Origin of the sequence: Gilliamella sp. B3172, assembly GCF_026536465.1 — a bacterium.
Taxonomy (GTDB): Bacteria; Pseudomonadota; Gammaproteobacteria; order Enterobacterales; family Orbaceae; genus Gilliamella.
In genome coordinates this window covers 180,876-201,285 of the sequence record NZ_JAFNOA010000003.1, presented here as the reverse complement: position 1 = coordinate 201,285, position 20,410 = coordinate 180,876, and the positions used below count along the sequence as shown (strand labels likewise).

The 20,410-nt window shown below is 39.0% G+C and carries 19 protein-coding genes; 16 read left to right on the top strand and 3 right to left on the bottom strand.

Annotated elements, in window-relative coordinates; translation table 11 throughout:
• Positions 1–228: 228 nt before the first annotated feature.
• Positions 229–1,632 (bottom strand): asparagine--tRNA ligase, encoded by a 1,404-nt coding sequence (asnS, locus tag J3U37_RS05575; RefSeq protein ID WP_220219008.1) that lies wholly within the window; start codon positions 1,630–1,632, stop codon positions 229–231.
• A gap of 162 nt (positions 1,633–1,794) precedes the next feature.
• Positions 1,795–2,988 (bottom strand): nicotinate phosphoribosyltransferase, encoded by a 1,194-nt coding sequence (pncB, locus tag J3U37_RS05570; RefSeq protein ID WP_267373727.1) that lies wholly within the window; start codon positions 2,986–2,988, stop codon positions 1,795–1,797.
• Positions 2,989–3,143: 155 nt separating this feature from the next.
• Between pncB and pepN the strand changes: the two genes are divergently transcribed.
• Both pepN and J3U37_RS05560 read left to right on the top strand, forming a co-directional pair.
• A complete protein-coding gene (gene pepN / locus J3U37_RS05565) occupies positions 3,144–5,780 on the top strand; it encodes an aminopeptidase N (protein ID WP_267373725.1) in 2,637 nt (878 codons plus the stop codon).
• Between the two features lie 1,061 nt (positions 5,781–6,841).
• Positions 6,842–7,174 carry a rhodanese-like domain-containing protein gene (locus tag J3U37_RS05560; RefSeq protein ID WP_220219005.1) on the top strand — a complete coding sequence of 111 codons (333 nt, stop codon included), beginning with the start codon at positions 6,842–6,844 and terminating at the stop codon, positions 7,172–7,174.
• A gap of 31 nt (positions 7,175–7,205) precedes the next feature.
• On the opposite strand, the gene J3U37_RS05555 is transcribed toward J3U37_RS05560, so the two are convergent.
• Positions 7,206–8,054 (bottom strand): MetQ/NlpA family ABC transporter substrate-binding protein, encoded by an 849-nt coding sequence (locus J3U37_RS05555; protein WP_220219004.1) that lies wholly within the window; start codon positions 8,052–8,054, stop codon positions 7,206–7,208.
• Positions 8,055–8,237: 183 nt separating this feature from the next.
• Here J3U37_RS05555 and J3U37_RS05550 point away from each other — a divergent pair, with 183 nt between their 5' ends.
• The 14 genes from J3U37_RS05550 to J3U37_RS05485 all read left to right on the top strand — a co-directional run bounded on the left by J3U37_RS05550 (position 8,238) and on the right by J3U37_RS05485 (position 20,331).
• Entirely contained in the window at positions 8,238–9,377 is a 1,140-nt protein-coding gene (locus J3U37_RS05550; protein ID WP_267373722.1) for an amidohydrolase, read from the top strand.
• A 10-nt stretch (positions 9,378–9,387) separates the two neighbouring features.
• Entirely contained in the window at positions 9,388–10,431 is a 1,044-nt protein-coding gene (locus J3U37_RS05545; RefSeq protein ID WP_220219002.1) for a methionine ABC transporter ATP-binding protein, read from the top strand.
• The gene (locus tag J3U37_RS05540; RefSeq protein WP_267335504.1) at positions 10,432–11,130 is read left to right on the top strand and encodes a methionine ABC transporter permease; all 699 of its coding nucleotides are present in this window, start codon (positions 10,432–10,434) and stop codon (positions 11,128–11,130) included.
• A gap of 280 nt (positions 11,131–11,410) precedes the next feature.
• Complete coding sequence (mlaF, locus tag J3U37_RS05535; RefSeq protein WP_220219000.1) at positions 11,411–12,226, top strand: phospholipid ABC transporter ATP-binding protein MlaF; 816 nt, start codon at positions 11,411–11,413, stop codon at positions 12,224–12,226.
• Complete coding sequence (gene mlaE / locus J3U37_RS05530) at positions 12,226–13,005, top strand: lipid asymmetry maintenance ABC transporter permease subunit MlaE (RefSeq protein ID WP_220218999.1); 780 nt, start codon at positions 12,226–12,228, stop codon at positions 13,003–13,005. The genes mlaF and mlaE overlap by 1 nt, the downstream gene beginning before the upstream one ends.
• Before the next feature lie 11 nt (positions 13,006–13,016).
• A complete protein-coding gene (mlaD, locus tag J3U37_RS05525; protein WP_267328626.1) occupies positions 13,017–13,598 on the top strand; it encodes an outer membrane lipid asymmetry maintenance protein MlaD in 582 nt (193 codons plus the stop codon).
• A 16-nt stretch (positions 13,599–13,614) separates the two neighbouring features.
• A complete protein-coding gene (gene mlaC, locus J3U37_RS05520) occupies positions 13,615–14,259 on the top strand; it encodes a phospholipid-binding protein MlaC (RefSeq protein ID WP_267373719.1) in 645 nt (214 codons plus the stop codon).
• A gap of 6 nt (positions 14,260–14,265) precedes the next feature.
• Positions 14,266–14,538 (top strand): STAS domain-containing protein, encoded by a 273-nt coding sequence (locus tag J3U37_RS05515; RefSeq protein ID WP_220218996.1) that lies wholly within the window; start codon positions 14,266–14,268, stop codon positions 14,536–14,538.
• A gap of 86 nt (positions 14,539–14,624) precedes the next feature.
• Positions 14,625–14,882, top strand: a complete 258-nt coding sequence (locus tag J3U37_RS05510) for a BolA family protein (RefSeq protein ID WP_267328627.1) — start codon at positions 14,625–14,627, stop codon at positions 14,880–14,882.
• 94 nt (positions 14,883–14,976) lie between these two features.
• Positions 14,977–17,004 (top strand): oligopeptidase A, encoded by a 2,028-nt coding sequence (gene prlC, locus J3U37_RS05505; protein ID WP_267373716.1) that lies wholly within the window; start codon positions 14,977–14,979, stop codon positions 17,002–17,004.
• Positions 16,991–17,728, top strand: coding sequence for a class I SAM-dependent methyltransferase (locus J3U37_RS05500; RefSeq protein WP_267373713.1), 738 nt, complete (start codon positions 16,991–16,993; stop codon positions 17,726–17,728). The genes prlC and J3U37_RS05500 overlap by 14 nt, the downstream gene beginning before the upstream one ends.
• 15 nt (positions 17,729–17,743) lie before the next feature.
• Positions 17,744–18,433, top strand: coding sequence for a 16S rRNA pseudouridine(516) synthase RsuA (gene rsuA / locus J3U37_RS05495; protein WP_267373710.1), 690 nt, complete (start codon positions 17,744–17,746; stop codon positions 18,431–18,433).
• A gap of 129 nt (positions 18,434–18,562) precedes the next feature.
• Positions 18,563–19,810, top strand: a complete 1,248-nt coding sequence (locus tag J3U37_RS05490; RefSeq protein WP_267373707.1) for a Bcr/CflA family multidrug efflux MFS transporter — start codon at positions 18,563–18,565, stop codon at positions 19,808–19,810.
• A complete protein-coding gene (locus J3U37_RS05485) occupies positions 19,807–20,331 on the top strand; it encodes a gamma carbonic anhydrase family protein (RefSeq protein WP_267373704.1) in 525 nt (174 codons plus the stop codon). Before J3U37_RS05490 ends, J3U37_RS05485 begins: the two co-directional genes overlap by 4 nt.
• Positions 20,332–20,410 lie beyond the last annotated feature (79 nt).

Genomic DNA, 20,410 nt, shown 5'->3' with positions numbered 1-20,410 from the left:
CAAAAATAATAATTCGATTATTATTTTTATGTACTTTATTCAAGTACTGTAAATTATGTATAAATTTTTTTTAAAATCAAGTGAACTTTTCGTTAAATGCAGTGTCTAAGTCTAAAATATCGACTGTTTGATTACTTTTTCAACTATTTTTACAAATTTTACAAAAATCAAATTACACTACAATAAGTTAGATTAAATAAACCGGCAATTTGCCGGTTTATTTTTACGTTAAAAATGCGCATTACGTGGCGTTCTCGGGAATGGGATCACATCCCTGACATTTTGTACCCCGGTGACATAAACAATCAGTCGCTCAAAACCAAGACCAAAACCAGAATGAGGTACAGTGCCATAACGACGCAAGTCACGATACCACCAATAATCTTCTTTTTTCAGCCCCATTTCATCCATACGTTTATCTAACATGTCTAAACGCTCTTCACGTTGTGAACCGCCAATGATTTCACCGATACCGGGCGCTAACACATCCATTGCGGCCACCGTTTTGCCGTCATCATTCATGCGCATATAAAACGCTTTGATATCTTTCGGATAGTTTTTTACCACTACCGGCGCTTTAAAATGTTGTTCAGCTAAATAACGCTCATGCTCCGACGCTAAATCGATACCCCAACTCACCGGGTTTTCAAATTTTGCCCCACAGTTTTGTAAAATGGTAATTGCATCAGTGTAATCAACTTGAGCAAAATCGGCATTAATAAAGCTTTCAAGACGATTAATTGCCTCTTTATCGATATGCTGAGCAAAAAACTGCATGTCATCAGCGCGTTTTTCAAGCACCGCTTTAAATACATACTTAAGCATATCTTCAGCAAGTTTAGCGTTATCATCAAGATCAGCAAAGGCGACTTCCGGCTCCATCATCCAAAACTCAGCTAAATGGCGGGTTGTGTTGGAGTTTTCAGCTCTAAAAGTTGGACCAAAGGTATACACTTTTGACAATGCACAAGCATAAGTTTCAGCATTTAATTGCCCCGATACGGTTAAAAATGCTTCTTTACCGAAAAAGTCTTTATCAAAATCAACTTTACCGCTATCCGTTTTTGGCAGATTTAACATATCGAGCGTGGACACACGAAACATTTCGCCAGCCCCCTCGGTATCCGATGCGGTAATAATCGGAGTTGAAAGCCAAAAAAAGCCTCGCTCATCAAAGAACTGGTGGATAGCTTGCGCTAAAGTATGACGTACACGAGTAATGGCACCAACAATATTTGTTCTGGCTCGTAAATGGGCAACTTCACGTAAATACTCTATGGAGTGACGTTTTGCCGCCATTGGGTAAGTTTCCGGATCGTCAACAAAACCATAAACTTCAACCTGCGTAGCTTGCAGTTCATATTTTTGACCTTGCCCCGGTGATTCAACCACTTTACCGGTGACTTTGACTGAACAGCCAGCAGTTAGGCGTAAAATATCTTGTTCATAATTTGCCAGATCTTTTTCAATTACAGCTTGGATAGAATCAAAACATGACCCGTCATATACAGCTAAAAATGAAATGCCGGCTTTAGAATCACGTCGGGTTCTTACCCAACCTTGTACAGAAATAGTGCTCCCAACAGCAATTTTGCCTTGAAGCACGTCAACAATAGGTGCAACTGAATTCATTTTAATTATCCATCTCTATATTAATTTATCTATTCATCATAATTTAAGTAATCGTGTTTTTGCTAAATGATGTTTCGCAACTTGATTAAGTAAGCACCCAAATAAGTTGATATGCAAAAAACGTAATTACTGATTTTTTTGACATTAACATAACGTTAATTGTCAATGCTTAACCCTAAAAGTACGCTTTAATTCATCGATAAAAGCTTGGTCTTGCGATATGGTTTTACCGGGACTGTCCGATAATTTAGCGACTGACTGACGATTACACTCAGTCAATTTTATAACAATATTTAAGGCTTTCGTATTAACCACTGTCGAGGGAATATCACATGCCAGATGACCGCCGATGCCAAAGGCCAATTTTACTCGCTGATTAAAATGCTGATAAATTTTCAGCGCTTTATCAAAATTGAGGCTGTCAGAAAAGACTAATAACTTACTTTTAGGATCGATACCCAGCTGCTGGTAATGGCTGATCGCCTTTTCACCCCATTGAATCGGATCACCCGAATCATGGCGCAGCCCTTGATAGTGAGAGGCAAAATGCCAATCAAAATCCCGCAAAAACGCATCCATAGTAATACAATCGGTTAAAGCCACCCCTAAATCATTAGGATACTCATCTAACCAAACCTGTAGCGCAGTTTTTTGACAATCTGGTAAAGACGGACTTAAACGCTGATGCGCTTGAAACCATTCATGCGCTTGCGTACCCACCGGCGTCAGCCCCAAACGATAAGCCAATAAATAATTACTGGTACTATGAAAATTATCAAAATGGTCTTTTAAATAACCGATAACGGCTTCTTGCACGGCAAATGAATAGCGACGACGTGTACCAAAGTCCATTAAATTAAACCCGGACATATCGATATTTGCCGTTTGCTGGTTAAATATTTCCAGTTTGTCTTTCAATCGATCTATTGCCTCAGCTACGCCGATATGAGGCGAACGATCATGGTGGACAATTTCGCTGATAACCGCCAGCAGTGGCACTTCCCATAAGATCACATCTAACCATTTGCCTTCAATTCGGATAACTAACCGGCCATTTTCATTGCGAATAGTTAATAAATCGCTATTAAATCGCCAATTTTTTAACCAATTCAAATAGTCAGCTTGAAAAAAAGAGATGTTGGACAAATAGTTAAACTCATCATCAGTGAGAGTTAATGATTCCATTAATTTAACTTGATGCTTTATTTGATCTGCATAGTGGCCTAATAAATCATCACTACGGCATCGAAATTCAGCAACCACAGTCGCATTCGGATAGTGATGAAAAACAGCTTGTTGCATATGCAATTTATAAGCATCAGTATCAAGTATTGATGTAATTATAGCTGGTAACATGTGAATCTATTATCAGTACATTTATAAAATTGCAAAGATTATAGCAGAATAATAGTGAAGAGATAGATCAATTATCTAATAAGATTATTTTTATTAGGCTATACTAGTAAACTAAATTGAAGATTAATTGTGTTTGATTAATAAGGTTAATAATAATGAGTACAAACAAACCCCATACCCAACCAACGGCAAAATATCGTCTGGATTATAAGGCGCCGGATTTTACCATTACTGACATCGATCTTGATTTTAATCTGTCAGCCGACATTACAACTGTAACCGCTCGTAGCCGGGTTATCCAAAAAAATGCACAAGCAAAAGATTTGGTGTTAGATGGCGAAGATTTAAAATTAGTCTCTATAAATATTGATGAACAACCTTGGACAGATTATCAAATCACCGATAGTGGCATCATTATTCATCATGTTCCTTCAGATGAATTTACCTTAACAATTGTTAATGAAATTAAACCGATTGATAATACCGCACTGGAAGGATTATATGTTTCCGGCGAAGCGCTATGTACACAGTGTGAAGCCGAAGGCTTTCGCCACATCACTTATTATCTGGACCGACCAGATGTCTTAGCCCGTTTTTCAACTCGAATCACAGCCAATAAACAACAGTATCCTTATCTGCTTTCCAATGGTAATCGCATTGCTCAAGGTGAACTTGCTGACGGACGTCATTGGGTACAATGGCAAGATCCGTTTCCAAAACCAGCTTACTTATTTGCCTTAGTTGCCGGAGATTTTGATATTTTAAAAGATGAGTTTATCACTCGATCAAATCGTAAAGTCGAGCTTGAAATTTACGTTGATAAAGGTAATTTAGACCGTTCGCACTGGGCAATGACCAGCTTAAAAAATGCCATGCGCTGGGATGAAACCCGATTTGACTTAGAATACGATTTAGATATTTTCATGATTGTGGCGGTTGATTTTTTCAACATGGGCGCAATGGAAAACAAAGGACTCAATATCTTCAATTCTAAATATGTACTGGCCAAACCACAAACCGCCACTGACGATGATTATATCGGCATTGAATCGGTCATTGGTCATGAATATTTTCATAACTGGACAGGCAATCGTGTTACTTGTCGGGATTGGTTCCAATTAAGTTTAAAAGAAGGCTTAACTGTATTTAGAGATCAAGAGTTTACTGCCGATCAAGGATCAAGAGCGGTTAAGCGTATTGCCGATGTCAAATTACTGCGTACAGTACAATTTGCCGAAGATGCCAGCCCAATGTCGCACCCTATTCGTCCGGATCAAGTGATTGAAATGAACAATTTCTACACCGTCACCGTCTATGAAAAAGGGGCTGAAGTTATTCGCATGATGCACACCCTATTAGGTGAAGAGAAATTTCAAGCCGGAATGAAACTCTATTTCAAGCGTCATGACGGCAGCGCAGCGACTTGTGACGATTTTGTCGCCGCAATTCAAGATGCTTCGGGTATTGACTTAACGCAATTTAAATTATGGTACAGCCAATCGGGCACACCGCAATTAACCATAACCGATAGTTATGATGCAAACGCCAAACAGTACACCTTAACCATTGAGCAAACAACCCCGGCGACGCAAGATCAAGCACAAAAAAGCCCGCTGCATATTCCGGTTGATATCGAGTTGTATCAACATAATGGCGAAACAATTGCCCTGACACATAATCAGCAAGCGATTAATCATGTATTAAATTTAACCGAAGCCAAACAACAGTTTGTTTTTGATAATATCGAGCAAAAACCGATTATTTCACTACTCCGAGATTTTTCCGCACCGGTTAAAATGCACTATGATTATCAAGATAATGACTTAATTTTCTTGATGCAACATGCAACCAATGCATTTAGCCGTTATGATGCAGCACAAATGTTGTTAAATAAATACGTACAAACCAATGTTGAAAATTACCAACAAAATAGAGCGCTAAACCTACCTGATGCGGTCGTTGATGCTTTCAGAGCGACGCTCTTGTCTGAATCAACCGATCCGGCGTTAATTGCTCAAATCATTACACTACCTTCAGAAAACGAACTGGCGAATCTGTTTAACATCGTTGACCCAATTGCCATTTACCAAGTCCGCCAGTTTTTATTGACTCGTTTTGGCAATGCGTTATATGACGAATTAACAGCCGTTTACCGCCATAATAAACTCGACAATTATCGAATAGAGCATAACGATATCGCTAAACGATCTTTAAAAAATGCCTGTTTGATGCTACTCGCTTATTCAAATGAGCGCGCACAAGTCAATCAGTTAGTTAGCCAACAATATTATCAGGCTAATAATATGACCGATTCAATTGCCGCACTATCGACTGCGGTCAAAGCGCAGCTTGATTGCCGGCAAGAACTTTTAGCCGATTTTGACAATAAATGGCACCAAGATGGTTTGGTTATGGATAAATGGTTATCGTTAAACGCAACCAGTCCGGACCAACATGTCCTGTCAACGGTTAAAAAACTGCTTACCCATCGCTCGTTCACGCTCAGCAATCCAAACCGGATTCGTTCACTCATCGGTGCTTTTGTGAATAATAATCCGGTTGCATTCCATGCAACTGACGGTAGTGGTTATCAATTTTTAGTTGAAATTTTGACAGAACTAAATCAAAAAAATCCACAAGTTGCAGCAAGACTAATCGATCCATTAATCAGATTGAAACGTTATGACCAACAACGCCAACAACAAATGCGCAACGCACTGGAATCATTGCTAAAACTGGACAATCTATCAAAAGATTTATTTGAGAAAATCAGCAAAGCGCTAGCGGCATAATCCCCCCTATCTCATCATGTTAATGCTTTAGCATGATGAGATCATGGCGTGTAAAACCAGGGCTTTATACTAAAACATAGGTATTTTCTGAAACTTCTTAACAAGAATTAAAATGAATTTAACCCAATAATTAAGACAAAAGCCCAACACCGACAGGGCTTTTAACTGAATTAAAATAGAAAGATAAGTATTATTGGTACAGTAATAAAAGCTATTGTATTTTTTACTTAAACATAGGTATTTTCTGAAACTTCTTGACAAGAATTAAAATGAATTTAACCCAATCATTTAGACAAAAGCCTAACACTGACAGGGCTTTTAGCTGAATTAAAATAGAAAGACAGTATTATTGGTGCAGTAACAGAAGCTATTGTGTTTTATACTTAAACATAGGTATTTTCTGAAACTTATTGACAAGAATTAAATTGAATTTAACCCAATAATTAAGACAAATGCCTAACACTGACAGGGCTTTTAGCTGAATTAAAATAGAAAGATAGTAATATTGGTACAATAATAAAAGCTATTGTATTTTTACTTAAACATAGGTATTTTCTGAAACTTCTTGACAAAAATTAAAATGAATTTACCCCAATAATTAAGACAAAAGCCCAACACTGACAGGGCTTTTAGCTGAGTTAAAATAGAAAGATAAGTATTATTGGTGCAGTCACAAAAGCTATTGTGTTTTTACTTAAACATGGGTATTTTCTGAAACTTCTTGACAAGAATTATAATGGATTTACCCCAATAATTAAGGCAAAGCCCAACACCGACAGGGCTTTTAACTGAATTAAAATAGAAAGATAAGTATTATTGGTACAGTAATAAAAGCTATTGTATTTTTTACTTAAACATAGGTATTTTCTGAAACTTCTTGACAAGAATTAAAATGAATTTAACCCAATAATTAAGGCAAAGCCCAACACCGACAGGGCTTTTAACTGAATTAAAATAGAAAGATAAGTATTACTGATGCAATAACAGAAGCTATTGTATTTTTACTTAAACATAGGTATTTTCTGAAAGTTCTTGACAAGAATTATAACGAGTTTGACATAATGAATAATATAAACACACTAACAGCTACCGAGCTTTCTGAAAAACTAAATCAGAAAACTCCGTTATTTTTACTTGATGTACGCGAGCCTAACGAAGTTGCGATCTGCGCAATTGCGGGGGCAACTCATATTCCGATGAATTTAATTCCACTTTATCTTGATCAAATCCCGGATGAAATTGATATTGTGATCTATTGTCATCATGGTGTAAGAAGCCTGAATGTTGCCAACTATTTAGCTGAGAATGGTTTTGAAACTCAACACCTTTACAATTTAAGTGGTGGGATCGATGCGTGGGCATTAACCGTTGATAAGCTGATGCCAAGATATTAAAACGCCCGTAATGCAACGGGCTTTAACTTGACTATTCTTGTGGCATTACCCAATAACCGTTTTGATTATGGGTTTTCATATAATCTTTAAATTGTTGCGATTGATAAATACGCTTCACATCTTGAGCCCACTGGCTATTTTCATTACCGCCATTTACCACAACCATGATTTCTAAATCCGGAATAATGGTTTCTGATAATAATGCGGTTTTTGAATCAATATTGGCTGAATAGACAATACTGCCGGGTATAACCGCAAAATCGATTTCATTAAGCACCCGAGGAATATTCGCCGAATCCATTTCAATAATTTCAATACCGGCAATATTTTCCGCCACATCATTTTTACTGACAATAATCGGATTACTGTTCGGTTTCAACTTTATCCAACCGGCTTTTTCAAGCAAATTATAAGAGCGGGCGGCATTCGATGCATCTTGTGGTATAGCCACTTTAGCGCCGGCAAAAACCTGATTTAACGAAGTATATTTATTAGAAAATATCGCCGCCGGCACAGAAGGAACATGCACAACAGGTTTTAAATTCGCTTTACGCTGTGCATTAAACACATTCATATAGGCGGTGTGTTGTGCCACGGTTAGATCAATACTTCCTTCACTTAAGGCAACATCTGACTCTAACAAATGTGGAAAGTTAACCAATTTTACTTTATATCCTTCAGATTCAAGGATCGGTTTGACGGCATCTTTAAAAAGGTCATTATAAGGACCGGGTGAGACGCCCATACTGATCTCTTTTTTCGTTTGATTATCGGCTTTTCCCGATGAGTTATCACACGCACTGATTAAAAATATTGTACTAAATAAAGCGACCACGGCTGCACGCTTAATAAATGTTTGTTTGATAAATCCCGCTTTCATTTGAACAACCCTCAACAGTCTAAAAACATAAACACACTCTAACATAGAAAAAACCATTCAGTTATTCCATGTTCTTCTAACTTATAACTTTTAGGAATAAGATATAAAAAACGATTATTAGGGTGACAAATTAAGCTATGTTACTGTAAAAACTATCAATAATTAATTAGCGTTGGGTATAACATGAATTCGTCACTTGCAGATACGCTTAGAGAGCTTTTTACCACGTTGCATCAACATCCTGAATTATCCAATCAAGAGTTTGAAACAACAAAAACACTACGCGCCTATTTGGAAAAAGCACACATCCGCATCTTAGAATTAGGCGCTAAAACCGGCGTTATTGCCGAAATTGGCACCGGCTCGCCGGTGCTTGCACTGCGGGCAGATATTGATGCGTTACCGATTAATGAGCAAACCAATTGCGCCTACCGCTCTAAAACAGCCGATGTCATGCATGCCTGTGGACACGATGTGCATGCCACCATTTTAATGGGCGCAGCTTATTTATTAAAACAGCAAGAAAAACACTTAAAAGGCACTGTTCGCTTACTGTTTCAACCGGCAGAAGAGAACTTCACCGGCGCCTTGCAATTTATCGACATTGGCGCCCTAAATGGGGTAGATGCTATCTTAGGTCTGCACAATAATCCCAACTTAACGATTAATCAAATGGCATCACGAGCCGGCGCATTTTCCGCTAATGTTGATCGAATCGAAATCACCGTAACTGGCGTCGGTGCGCATGCGGCAAGGCCTGAATCGGGCGTTGACCCGATTGTCATTGGCGCACAAATTATCAGCGCAATACAGACTATTTCCAGCCGTACGGTCAGTGGATTAGATGCGGTCATAGTCAGCATTACCAAATTTCAAGGCGGAAATACTTGGAATGTCATACCTGAAAAAGTTGAAATGGAAGGTACTGTCAGAACATTAACCCCTGAAATTCGTGCCAAAGTAAAACAACAGTTGGCGACTATTATTGAAAATATCGCCATTGCCATGGGCGGTAAAGCCGAATTAAGGTGGTTTGACGGCCCGCCTTCCATTATCAATGTGGCCGAATGGGTTGAATTTGCTCAAAAAGTTGCCAAACAAGTTGGTTATGATATTATTGATTTTAAACCACAACTTGGCGGTGAAGATTTTGCCCACTATTTACATCATTTGCCGGGTGCATTTATCAATCTTGGTTCACAAAGTTCTTATTCGCTTCATCATCCAAAATTCCAAATAAATCAAGACATGATAATGCCCGCAGCCAACTATTTATCCCAATTGGCGCAGCAAGCACTTATACAATTAGCACAGAATCGATAGGAACGAAATAATGATAAGATTTGAAAACGTCTCTAAGCAATATGAGCGCAACGGCATCACCACTCAAGCATTAAACAATATCAATTTAACTATCGATAAAGGCGATATTTATGGCATCATCGGTTATAGCGGCGCCGGTAAAAGCACCTTAGTGCGATTGATCAATTTTCTTGAAAAACCCACTCAAGGCGAAGTTATTATTGAAAACCAACTGTTAAATCAACTATCTAACAGTGAATTACGTCAAGTCAGACGAAAAATCGGCATGATCTTCCAACACTTCAATTTACTTGAATCAAAAACCGTATATGACAACGTGGCAATTCCACTTATCTTAAATAAAAAAAATAAGCAAACAATCAAACAAAAAGTCCATGAACTGCTGGAATTTGTTGGATTAAGTGATAAAGCCAATAGCTATCCCAAAGAGCTATCCGGCGGGCAAAAACAGCGCATCGGTATTGCCAGAGCTTTAGCCAACGACCCAACTATTTTACTATGTGATGAAGCCACTTCTGCGCTCGATCCGCAAACCACTCAAGCAATTTTAAACATCATCAAACAGATCAACGAAAAGTATAAAATAACCGTTGTTTTAATTACCCATGAAATGCATGTTATTGAACAAATTTGCAATAAAGTGGCGGTGATGGAAAAAGGCCAGATCATTGAACATGGTAATGTGCTTGATGTGTTTGGACACCCTAAACATCAAACGACCCGCAACTTTGTCAGTTCGGTCATTAACGATCAGATCCCAACTGGGGTCGTTGAAAATCTGTTAGAGATAGAAGGCAAAAAAGAGAATATCAAACTATTCAAACTGGAATTTTTAGGGCGTTCTGCTTCTGAGCCGGTCATGAACTCATTGATATTACAACAAAAAGTTGTCGTCAATATCCTGTTTGCCCATATGTCTGAAATTGAAAAAACGGTATTAGGCAGCATGTTTGTACAACTAAAAGGCAGTGAAACAAACATCGAACAATCAGTGCATTACTTACGTGAAAACGGCGTACAAGTCACTGAAATTAAACATTGGGAGATAAACTAAATGGAAATATTAACTAACATTTGTGATTACCTGAAAACTAATTTCTCAACATCAGTGACCGTCGATCAGTTTATTCAAGCCACTTACGATACCTTTTATATGGTGTTTTTTGCATTATTATTGGGATCGCTAATTGGCATATCCCTTGGCATCTGTTTAGTGACAACTCGTCCGGGTGGGCTGTTGGAAAATAGTCGGGTCTATCGCATTATTAATCCAATCATTAATCTGGTGCGCTCACTGCCTTTTATTATTCTATTAGTCGCCATTGTTCCGTTAACGAAATTGATTGTCGGTAGCTCAATTGGTACAACGGCGGCCATTGTGCCTTTAACATGCTACGTGGCGCCTTATATTTCAAGGCTGGTTGAAAATTCACTGCTCGAAGTCAACAGTGGGATTATTGAAGCGGCGCAATCTATGGGCGCAACACCAGTACAAGTTATTTGGTATTTTATTTTACCCGAAGCGTTCAGCTCCTTAATTTTAACCCTAACAACTGCCACAATCGGTTTAATTGGTGCCACCGCCATGGCGGGCGCTATCGGTGCCGGTGGTATTGGCGATTTGGCGGTATCATACGGTTATCAACGCTTTGATACCACTGTGACCTATATTTGCGTGGTCATTTTAGTTATCGTCATTCAAATTGTCCAAAGTTTAGGAAACTATTTAGCACGTAAAGCTCGGCACGAATAACCAAAATCCTAGCGTACATTATTTACATAACAGGGAAAAGCCAGCTAAAAGCACTTTTCCCTAATAAAATAATGGGAAAATAAAGGATAGTAATGAACACTATTTCCAACCAATAGTGATAAAGCATGGAACTGCTGATAAAATAAGCTAACTTACCAAAAAATATCGACAAATTGGCTAAAATGTCAGTTAAATCAACTATATGTTTAATAGATTTCATTATTCTAAAATATCAAGTAAAATAACTTCAAATTTAATCATGGTAGTGTAGGAAATCATAGTGACAAACACATTACAGCAAAATATAGTCGAAATTCACGATATGTCCTTTTATCGGGGAACAAGACCTATTTATAAAAATATGAGCCTGAATGTGCCAAAAGGCAAAGTGACTGCCATTATGGGTCCATCCGGAATTGGTAAAACAACACTACTCAGGCTTATTGGTGGTCAGCTTAAACCACAATCCGGTCAAATCTTATTTGACGGTGAAGATATTCCCAGTATGTCACGTTCAAGATTATATGAAGTGCGTAAACGCATGAGTATGTTATTTCAATCGGGCGCATTATTTACCGATCTCAATGTCTTTGATAATGTGGCTTACCCATTGCGTGAACATCTCAACTTACCCGAACCGGTATTGCATAATTTAGTTCTGATGAAATTACAAGCGGTCGGACTACGAGGCGCAGCGCATATGATGCCTTCGGAATTATCCGGCGGTATGGCTCGGCGTGCAGCGCTAGCCAGAGCAATTGCGCTTGACCCAGACTTAATCATGTTCGACGAACCTTTTGCCGGTCAAGACCCTATCTCAATGGGCGTGATTGTCAAACTCATCGCCGAAATCAACCAATCACTAGGCTTAACCTGCATTGTGGTAAGCCATGATGTTAAAGAAGTACTAAGTATAGCTGATTATGCCTATATTATTGCAGAACAACATATCATTGCCGGTGGAACATCACAGCAACTTCGAGACAACCCGGATCTACGTGTGAAACAGTTTCTTGAAGGCTTAGCTGACGGCCCTGTGCCATTCCATTATCCAGCAGATGATTACAAATTAGACCTAAGCAGAGGTGCAAAATAATGTTGAATTTAATTGCGAAACTGGGGCAATCAGTCATTAATACTATCGCAATGCTGGGTCGTTCAGGTGTGATGCTATTTGGTGCGCTCATTGGTCGTCCACAATTTAAAAAGCAATTCCCACTGCTGATCAAACAATTCTATTTTGTCGGCGTACAATCACTGACAATTATTATTGTATCGGGTCTGTTTATCGGCATGGTATTGGCGTTACAAGGTTATTTTATTCTTACCACATTTGGTGCCGAAGCCAGCCTCGGGATGATGGTAGCCCTTGCGCTACTTCGTGAGTTAGGACCTGTGGTTGCCGGATTACTGTTTGCCGGGCGAGCCGGTTCAGCGTTAACCGCTGAAATTGGCTTAATGAAAGCCACAGAACAGTTATCAAGTATGGAAATGATGGCAATTGACCCCCTAAGACGGATTATTGCACCACGTTTTTGGGCTGGATTTTTTAGCATGCCTTTTTTAACCGCTATATTTGTCACCGTCGGAATACTGGGCGGCGTGCTTGTGGGTGTTGAATGGAAAGGTATTGATTCCGGATTTTTTTGGTCATCGATTCAAAACAACGTTGATTGGTGGCATGATTTAGGTAACTGTTTTGTTAAAAGCTTTGCATTTGCAATTGCCAGTACTTGGATTGCACTTTTTAATGGTTATGACTGTGTACCAACATCAGAAGGAATTAGTCGGGCAACAACCAATACTGTTGTCTATTCATCATTAGTTATTTTGGGGTTAGATTTTATTCTAACCGCATTAATGTTTAGTCATTGAGGTCATTAAACATGAGTCGTAAAGTTGAAATTACAGTTGGATTATTTATGCTACTGGTCATTGCATCAGTATTATTTTTATGCTTTAGAGTCACTGACCCGACATCATTTGTCAGTCATAACTCTTATCGTGTCTATGCGATATTTGATAATATTGGCGGATTAAAAGTCAAATCACCGATAAAAATTGGTGGCGTGGTGATTGGGCGAGTAAGTAACATTACATTACAATCAACCGATGCTGAACAATATAAACCTTATGTCACAATGGATATTGATACATCATATGACAAAATCCCTAGTTCAAGCTCACTATCAATAAAAACATCCGGTCTTTTAGGTGAGCAATACATCGATATCAATTTAAGTTTTGATAATCAAACCGTATTTGATATCGATTCCTATTCTGCAAATAATTCTACACCGGTTAACCCGAGTAAAGACAAACAACCCCCTTATTTCGAAGAAGGTTTTGTAATACATAACACAATACCGGCTATGGTCATCGAGGATTTAATCGGAAAATTCCTTTACTCAGTTGGTTCATCTGACAAAAATAAAACCGAAAATACAGAAAATACAGAAAACAAATAACAAGTAAGGAGTTCACATGTTAACCAAATTTAAGCAAGCCCTAGTATTAGTCTTCGCTTTATTATTTAGTAGCCTAGTACTGGCTGAAAACAATCCGTATCAAGATATGCAAGTAGCCGCTGATAAAATCTTCGGCACAATGAAAGCACAAGCGGCAACCTTAAAAGCCAATCCGGATAAATTAAAAGATATTGTACGAACAGATTTATTACCTTATGTCCAAGTAAGATATGCTGGTGCACTGATTTTAGGTAACTACTACAAATCAGCAACCGACGCTCAACGTACAGCTTATTTTGATGCATTTGAAGGCTACTTAGTGCAAGCTTTTGCCCAAGCATTAACCCTATACAATGGTCAACAGTATGAAGTTGAATCCGCAAAAGATTTAACCGGTAAAAACTTGATATCAATTCGTGTATTACTTATTCAACCGGATAAGAGCCAACAACCGATTCGTATCGATTTCCAATGGCGCAAAAACACCGTTACCGGTCAATGGCAAGCTTATGATTTGATTGCTGAAGGGGTCAGTATGATTACCACTAAGCAAAACGAATGGTCTACCACTTTACGTCAGGAAGGTATCGATGCGTTAACAAAACAGTTAATCGACCTATCCAATCGTAAAATCGATCCTAACGCCAAACCAAAAGGTTAGTTGAACATGTCGCAAATTCAAGTAGAAAAGCAACAAACAGTATTACATTTAATTGGTGAGCTTGATGCTCACTCATTAAATGATTTGTGGTCAAAGCCAGATTCGCTCTTTATTGGTACTGACAGTATCGACGTAGCACAACTTAGTCGGGTTGACTCTTCGGGACTTGCGACACTCGTCTACTTTTGCATTAAGTATGGAACGAAACTAATCGGCATAAACCCTCAGCTACAAACCTTAATTGCGCTGTATGATTTGCAGCCGGTTATCGCCGATTAAATTAGGTTTTTTACTTAAACGTATACAATTTCTGAAAGATCTTGACGGCACGTCACTATAATCATTAACAACAATGAGTTTTAATAATGGATAAACAACAAATCATTGATAAATTAAACAGTTCACTTAATCTTGATGATCTTCATGTCATGACAACTGACGGAAGTCATTTTCAGGTTATTGCTGTTGCCGACTTTTTTGGGCAATTAAGCAGGGTAAAAAAACAACAAGCAATTTATGCGCCATTAGCTGAGTTTATTAACGATAATCGTATTCATGCATTATCAATTAAAACTTATACACCCACTGAATGGCAACGTGAAAGAAAACTAATGGGCTTATAAGTTATTCGATGATTAGAATAGACTTCAATAGCCCTTTTTTGCCATTAAATTACGTTCTATCTATAGACGAAATCAATGCATAAGGTATCGCAACATGACAAACCCATTACTAACAGATGCACCTCTTCCGCTATTTTCACAGATTAAGCCTGAACACGTATTACCAGCCATAAAACAGACTTTAGACAATTGTCGCAATACCATTGAGACAGTACTTAAACAAAATAGTGAATATACATGGGACAATTTAATTCAACCGATTGATGAAATGGACGAAAAATTTGGCCGGGCATGGTCTCCTGTTAGTCATCTCAATTCAGTGAAAAACAGCCCTGAGCTACGTCAAGCTTATGAAGCTTGCTTACCACTGCTTTCACAATACAGTACCTGGGTTGGTCAACACAAACCGCTTTACCAAGCCTATAAACAGCTAAAACAAAGTGAGCACTACAACACCCTTTCTAAAGCACAAAAAAAAGTGATCGACAATGCCCTGCGTGATTTTGATCTATCGGGAATCGGATTACCGGATGATAAGCAAAAACGCTATGGTGAAATTGTAGCGAAACTTTCCGAACTTTCATCACAATATAGTAATAATGTGCTTGATGCCACTATGGGTTGGTCAAAATTAATTACCGATATTAATCAGCTAGCGGGCTTACCGGAAAGTGCGCTTAGTGCAGCTAAGCAGCAAGCGACAGCGAAAGGACAAGAAGGCTGGTTATTAACCCTTGATATGCCTAGTTACATACCTGTCATGACCTATTGTGATAATCGAGATTTACGTTTTGAATTTTATCAAGCCTATAATACTCGTGCTTCTGATCAAGGTCCAAATGCCGGCAAATGGGATAACACCCAAATCATCAAACAGATTTTAGCATTACGTGATGAATTGGCTAAATTACTCGGTTTTGACACTTATGCCGATAAATCCTTAGCCACCAAAATGGCACAATCAACCTCGCAAGTTATAGCGTTTTTAACCGATCTTGCTAACAAAGCCAAACCGCAAGGCGAAAGAGAGCTGGCCGATTTAAAACGTTACGCTTATGAATTTTTTGGCGCAAGTGATATTCAACCATGGGATATTGCATATTACAGCGAAAAGCAAAAACAGTATTTATACTCGATCGATGACGAACAATTGCGCCCCTATTTTCCGGAGCAACGTGTCATTAACGGCTTATTTGAAGTTGTTCATCGCATCTTCGGTATTACTGCCAAAGAGCGTCATGGCGTTGAAGTGTGGGATCCGCAAGTCAAATTCTACGATCTTTATGATGCCAACGGTGAGTTGAAAGGTAGCTTTTACTTAGATTTATATGCTCGTGAGCATAAACGTGGTGGCGCCTGGATGGATGATTGTATTGGCCGGATGCGTTTTGCGGACGGTCAGGTACAAAAACCGGTTGCTTATTTAACCTGTAATTTTAATCGCCCGGTTGGTGATAAACCGGCACTCTTTACCCATAATGAAGTAACAACCTTATTCCATGAGTTTGGTCACGGTCTTCACCATATGCTAACCGAAATTGATGTATCATCGGTGGCCGGTATTAATGGTGTGCCATGGGATGCGGTTGAGCTGCCGAGTCAATTTTTAGAAAACTGGTGCTGGCAACCGCAAGCATTGGCATTTATCTCCGGTCATTATCAAACCGGTGAACCGTTACCAACGCAAATGCTTGAAAAAATGTTAGATGCCAAAAATTATCAAGCGGCACTGTTTATTTTACGTCAGTTAGAGTTCGGGCTATTTGACTTTAAATTACACTCACAGAAAGACGCCGACATACTTGACACATTGGCACAAGTTAGACAACAAGTGGCGGTTGTGCCAACAGTTGACTGGGGACGATTCCCGCATGCATTTAGTCACATTTTTGCCGGCGGTTATGCAGCAGGTTATTACAGTTACTTATGGGCTGAAGTGCTATCTGCCGATGCTTTTTCACGCTTCGAAGAAGAAGGCATCTTCAATACCAAAACCGGTAATGCTTTCCTTGATCACATCTTGTCACAAGGTGGCAGTGACGAGCCGATGACGCTGTTTAAAAACTTCCGTGGACGTGAGCCACAGCTAGAGGCACTACTACATCATTATGGTATCTCCTAGTTCGAATTTAGCTCAGCTAATCCCATTAGCTGAGCAGTGGTTATCTCACCATACCGATCTGCCATTCGCACTGACGTATCAAAATCAGCAACTTGCGTTAAAAAAAACTGATGAGCCAAAACTCAGTGCCATTACGGTTGATTTTGTGTCAGGCGCAATGGCGCATCGTCGTCAATTTGGTGGAGGTCGGGGCGAAGCAATTGCCAAAGCGGTGGGGGTTAAAGGCAGTTATCTTCCCAAAGTGATTGATGCAACAGCCGGGCTTGGTCGTGATGCATTTGTATTAGCTTCAATTGGCTGTCATGTGACAATGTTTGAAAGGCATCCGGTCGTTGCCGCCCTGTTGGCTGACGGTTTAAAGCGTGCCTATCAAGACCCAACTATCGGTCAGTGGCTGGCACAGCATTTACAGCTTATCTATCACTCGAGTATCGACGGCCTTGATTGTTATACCGATAAGCCCGATGTCGTTTATCTTGATCCGATGTTTCCACATCGGCAAAAAAGTGCGCTGGTCAAAAAGGAGATGCGCGTTTTTCAGCATTTAGTGGGCAGTGATAGTGATGCTGATAGTTTACTTGAACCGGCAAGGCGACTGGCTCAAAAACGGGTTGTAGTAAAAAGACCGGACTATGCGCCCTTTTTAGCTAATGAAAAACCTACCGCTGAGATTAAAACCAAAAACCACCGGTTTGATATATATACCCCTGTTAGTGCATTATAGGAATGATAAAAAATTATGCGATTAGATAAATTTCTCGCTCACCATTTAGGCATTAGCCGTACCATTGTTGGTAAAGAATTAAAAGCCAAAAAAGTCACCGTTGACGGTGAAATTATTAAATCCGGTGCCTATCAGCTTACTCCACAGCAACAAGTTGAGTATGACGGCTATATCATTACCCCGGTTATTGAAAATCGTTATTTTATGCTCAATAAGCCTCAAGGCTATGTCTGCTCAACTGATGATCCGGATCATCCAACCATACTCTATTTTATTGATGAACCCATGCCGGAAAAACTGCATGCAGCGGGTCGATTAGATCTTGATACAACCGGACTTGTACTGTTAACCGATGATGGTAAGTGGTCACACCGTATCACCTCGCCTAAACACCATTGCCAAAAAGTGTATGAAGTTACCGTCGAACAGCCGCTAAGCCCTGATCTGATTGAACTATTTGCAAAGGGTATTAAGTTAAAAAGTGAGAAGTCACTAACTAAACCGGCGCAGTTAACGATTATTGATGATTATCATGCCGAATTGACGATTAGCGAAGGCCGCTATCATCAAGTTAAACGGATGTTTGCGGCAGTAAATAATCATGTGATTGCATTGCATCGCAAGCAAATTGGCAATATCATTCTTGATATACCCGAAGGCGAATATCGCTTACTAACACAAGATGAAATCAATTCATTTAGTTAATATCGAATCATATTATTAATCAAATAAAAACCTATTAATAAAATTGTCATGCGAAACCAATAAGCGCTTACGATTAATTAATGGTATTTAAATAATGTTGTAAATTAAAATCCATAAAGGAAAAAGTTCGTGCAAAATACTGATCAACCCGTAGCAATTAAGATTTCGAAAAGCGCACTCATTTTTATTCTTGGATTACTGTCTATGTTAATGCCGCTTTCGATAGATATGTACTTACCCAGTATGCCAACTATCGCCCAGCGGTTTAATGTTGCTGATGCAACGGTGCAGTTAACGATTAGTTGCTATTTATTAGGCTTCTCAGTCGGGCAGCTATTATTTGGTCCACTGACCGACAGTTATGGTCGCCGTAAGGTATTAATTGCCGGATTAACTATCTTCTTTGTGGCGGCATTTTGCTGTGCGATAGCCGCAACGATTCATCAGTTAATTACGGCTCGCTTCTTCCATGGTATTGCGGCTGCGGCAATTGCTATTGTAGTAAATGCCTTAATGAAAGATATCTTTCGTGATCGTGATGAATTTTCCAAAATGATGTCATTTGTGATGTTAATCTCCAATGTTGCCCCACTACTCGCCCCGATTATTGGCGGTTTTATTTTGTATTGGTTCAATTGGCAGGCTAACTTTTATAGCTTAAGTTTCATCGCCCTTGTGTCAATCATTTTAGTATTCACAACCATTCCCGAAACACTACCTAAAGTTAAACGCAGTAAATTTAGCTTAAGGCGTATATTGAGTAACTTCATTACCCTATTCCGTCACAGGCAAGTATTTACTTATATGATGATTGGTGCATTTTCCGGCGCCGGCCTGTTTTCATTTTTAAGTTTAGGGCCTTTTGTGTATATGAACTTACATGGCGTTGCAGCAATCAATTTTGGTTACTATTTTGCGCTCAATATTTTAGTTATGGTATTTATGAATACCCTCAATAGCCGTTTAGTAAAACGTGTAGGCGCCATTAAGATGATGCAGTTAGGGTTATTAATCCAATTTATTATGGCAATTGGACTGGCAATTATAACCTTATGTAATTTAGGCTTTGTCTGTTTAGTGATTTGTGTTGCCGGTTATATTGGCTGTATGTCAACCATTGGTGGCAATAGCATGGCGGTTATCTTAGACCTTTATTCACATATCGCAGGAACCGCCTCATCACTGGCCGGCACGCTTCGTTTTGCGGTTGCCGGCGCAATCGGTGTAATCCTTTCGAGCTTAGTTTCAACGCATAATAGTGTTGCGGTTAATGATAATATGAGTGAATGGCTCATGGTTGGCTCAATGGTGATATGTAACTTTTTAGCAGTTGGTTTATACTTGACGGTGAAAAACATCAAAAGGAAAGAATCATGATCTATCAACTCGATAATTTACGCCCTAACATTGCCTCCGACTGTTTTATCGCAAATTCGGCCGATATTATCGGTAATGTCGAAATAGCATCCGGCGTATCAATTTGGTTTAATGCTGTTTTGCGTGGTGATATCGCCGCAATTTATATTGGTAAAAATAGCAATGTTCAAGATAATACAACGATTCATATTGAAACAGATATTCCTTGTGTTGTCGGTGAAAATGTCACTATTGGGCATAATGTGATTTTGCATAGTTGCACTATCGAAGATAATGCCTTAATTGGTATGGGCAGCACCATTTTAAACAATGCTAAAATTGCTAAAAATTGTCTGGTTGGAGCAGGCTCACTTGTCACCCACAGTTTACCTTATGAAGAAGGTTGTCTTATCATGGGCTCGCCGGCTAAAATTATCCGCAAATTGACCGATGCCGAAATTCAAGCCAATATTGAAAATGCCAACAGATACGTCGAAAATGGCAAACGGTTTAAACAAACTTTAGTTGCGATGACCAATTAGTCCAATAATAAATTCGTTTTTATGTTTTATTCCCTCTCTCAGAGGGCACAATATATGGTAAAATGCCAATAATTTTAAC

Bases quoted from the DNA above. Each gene is read 5' to 3' on its own strand.
- J3U37_RS05540 (WP_267335504.1), top strand. From the start codon at position 10,432: ATGGAAATATTAACTAACATTTGTGATTACCTGAAAACTAATTTCTCA.
- J3U37_RS05550 (WP_267373722.1), top strand. From the start codon at position 8,238: ATGAATTCGTCACTTGCAGATACGCTTAGAGAGCTTTTTACCACGTTG.
- J3U37_RS05510 (WP_267328627.1), top strand. From the start codon at position 14,625: ATGGATAAACAACAAATCATTGATAAATTAAACAGTTCACTTAATCTT.
- pepN (WP_267373725.1), top strand. From the start codon at position 3,144: ATGAGTACAAACAAACCCCATACCCAACCAACGGCAAAATATCGTCTG.
- prlC (WP_267373716.1), top strand. From the start codon at position 14,977: ATGACAAACCCATTACTAACAGATGCACCTCTTCCGCTATTTTCACAG.
- pncB (WP_267373727.1), bottom strand. From the start codon at position 2,988: ATGTTACCAGCTATAATTACATCAATACTTGATACTGATGCTTATAAA.
- J3U37_RS05485 (WP_267373704.1), top strand. From the start codon at position 19,807: ATGATCTATCAACTCGATAATTTACGCCCTAACATTGCCTCCGACTGT.
- J3U37_RS05515 (WP_220218996.1), top strand. From the start codon at position 14,266: ATGTCGCAAATTCAAGTAGAAAAGCAACAAACAGTATTACATTTAATT.
- J3U37_RS05500 (WP_267373713.1), top strand. From the start codon at position 16,991: ATGGTATCTCCTAGTTCGAATTTAGCTCAGCTAATCCCATTAGCTGAG.
- J3U37_RS05545 (WP_220219002.1), top strand. From the start codon at position 9,388: ATGATAAGATTTGAAAACGTCTCTAAGCAATATGAGCGCAACGGCATC.
- rsuA (WP_267373710.1), top strand. From the start codon at position 17,744: ATGCGATTAGATAAATTTCTCGCTCACCATTTAGGCATTAGCCGTACC.
- J3U37_RS05555 (WP_220219004.1), bottom strand. From the start codon at position 8,054: ATGAAAGCGGGATTTATCAAACAAACATTTATTAAGCGTGCAGCCGTG.
- J3U37_RS05560 (WP_220219005.1), top strand. From the start codon at position 6,842: ATGAATAATATAAACACACTAACAGCTACCGAGCTTTCTGAAAAACTA.
- mlaC (WP_267373719.1), top strand. From the start codon at position 13,615: ATGTTAACCAAATTTAAGCAAGCCCTAGTATTAGTCTTCGCTTTATTA.
- asnS (WP_220219008.1), bottom strand. From the start codon at position 1,632: ATGAATTCAGTTGCACCTATTGTTGACGTGCTTCAAGGCAAAATTGCT.
- mlaE (WP_220218999.1), top strand. From the start codon at position 12,226: ATGTTGAATTTAATTGCGAAACTGGGGCAATCAGTCATTAATACTATC.
- mlaD (WP_267328626.1), top strand. From the start codon at position 13,017: ATGAGTCGTAAAGTTGAAATTACAGTTGGATTATTTATGCTACTGGTC.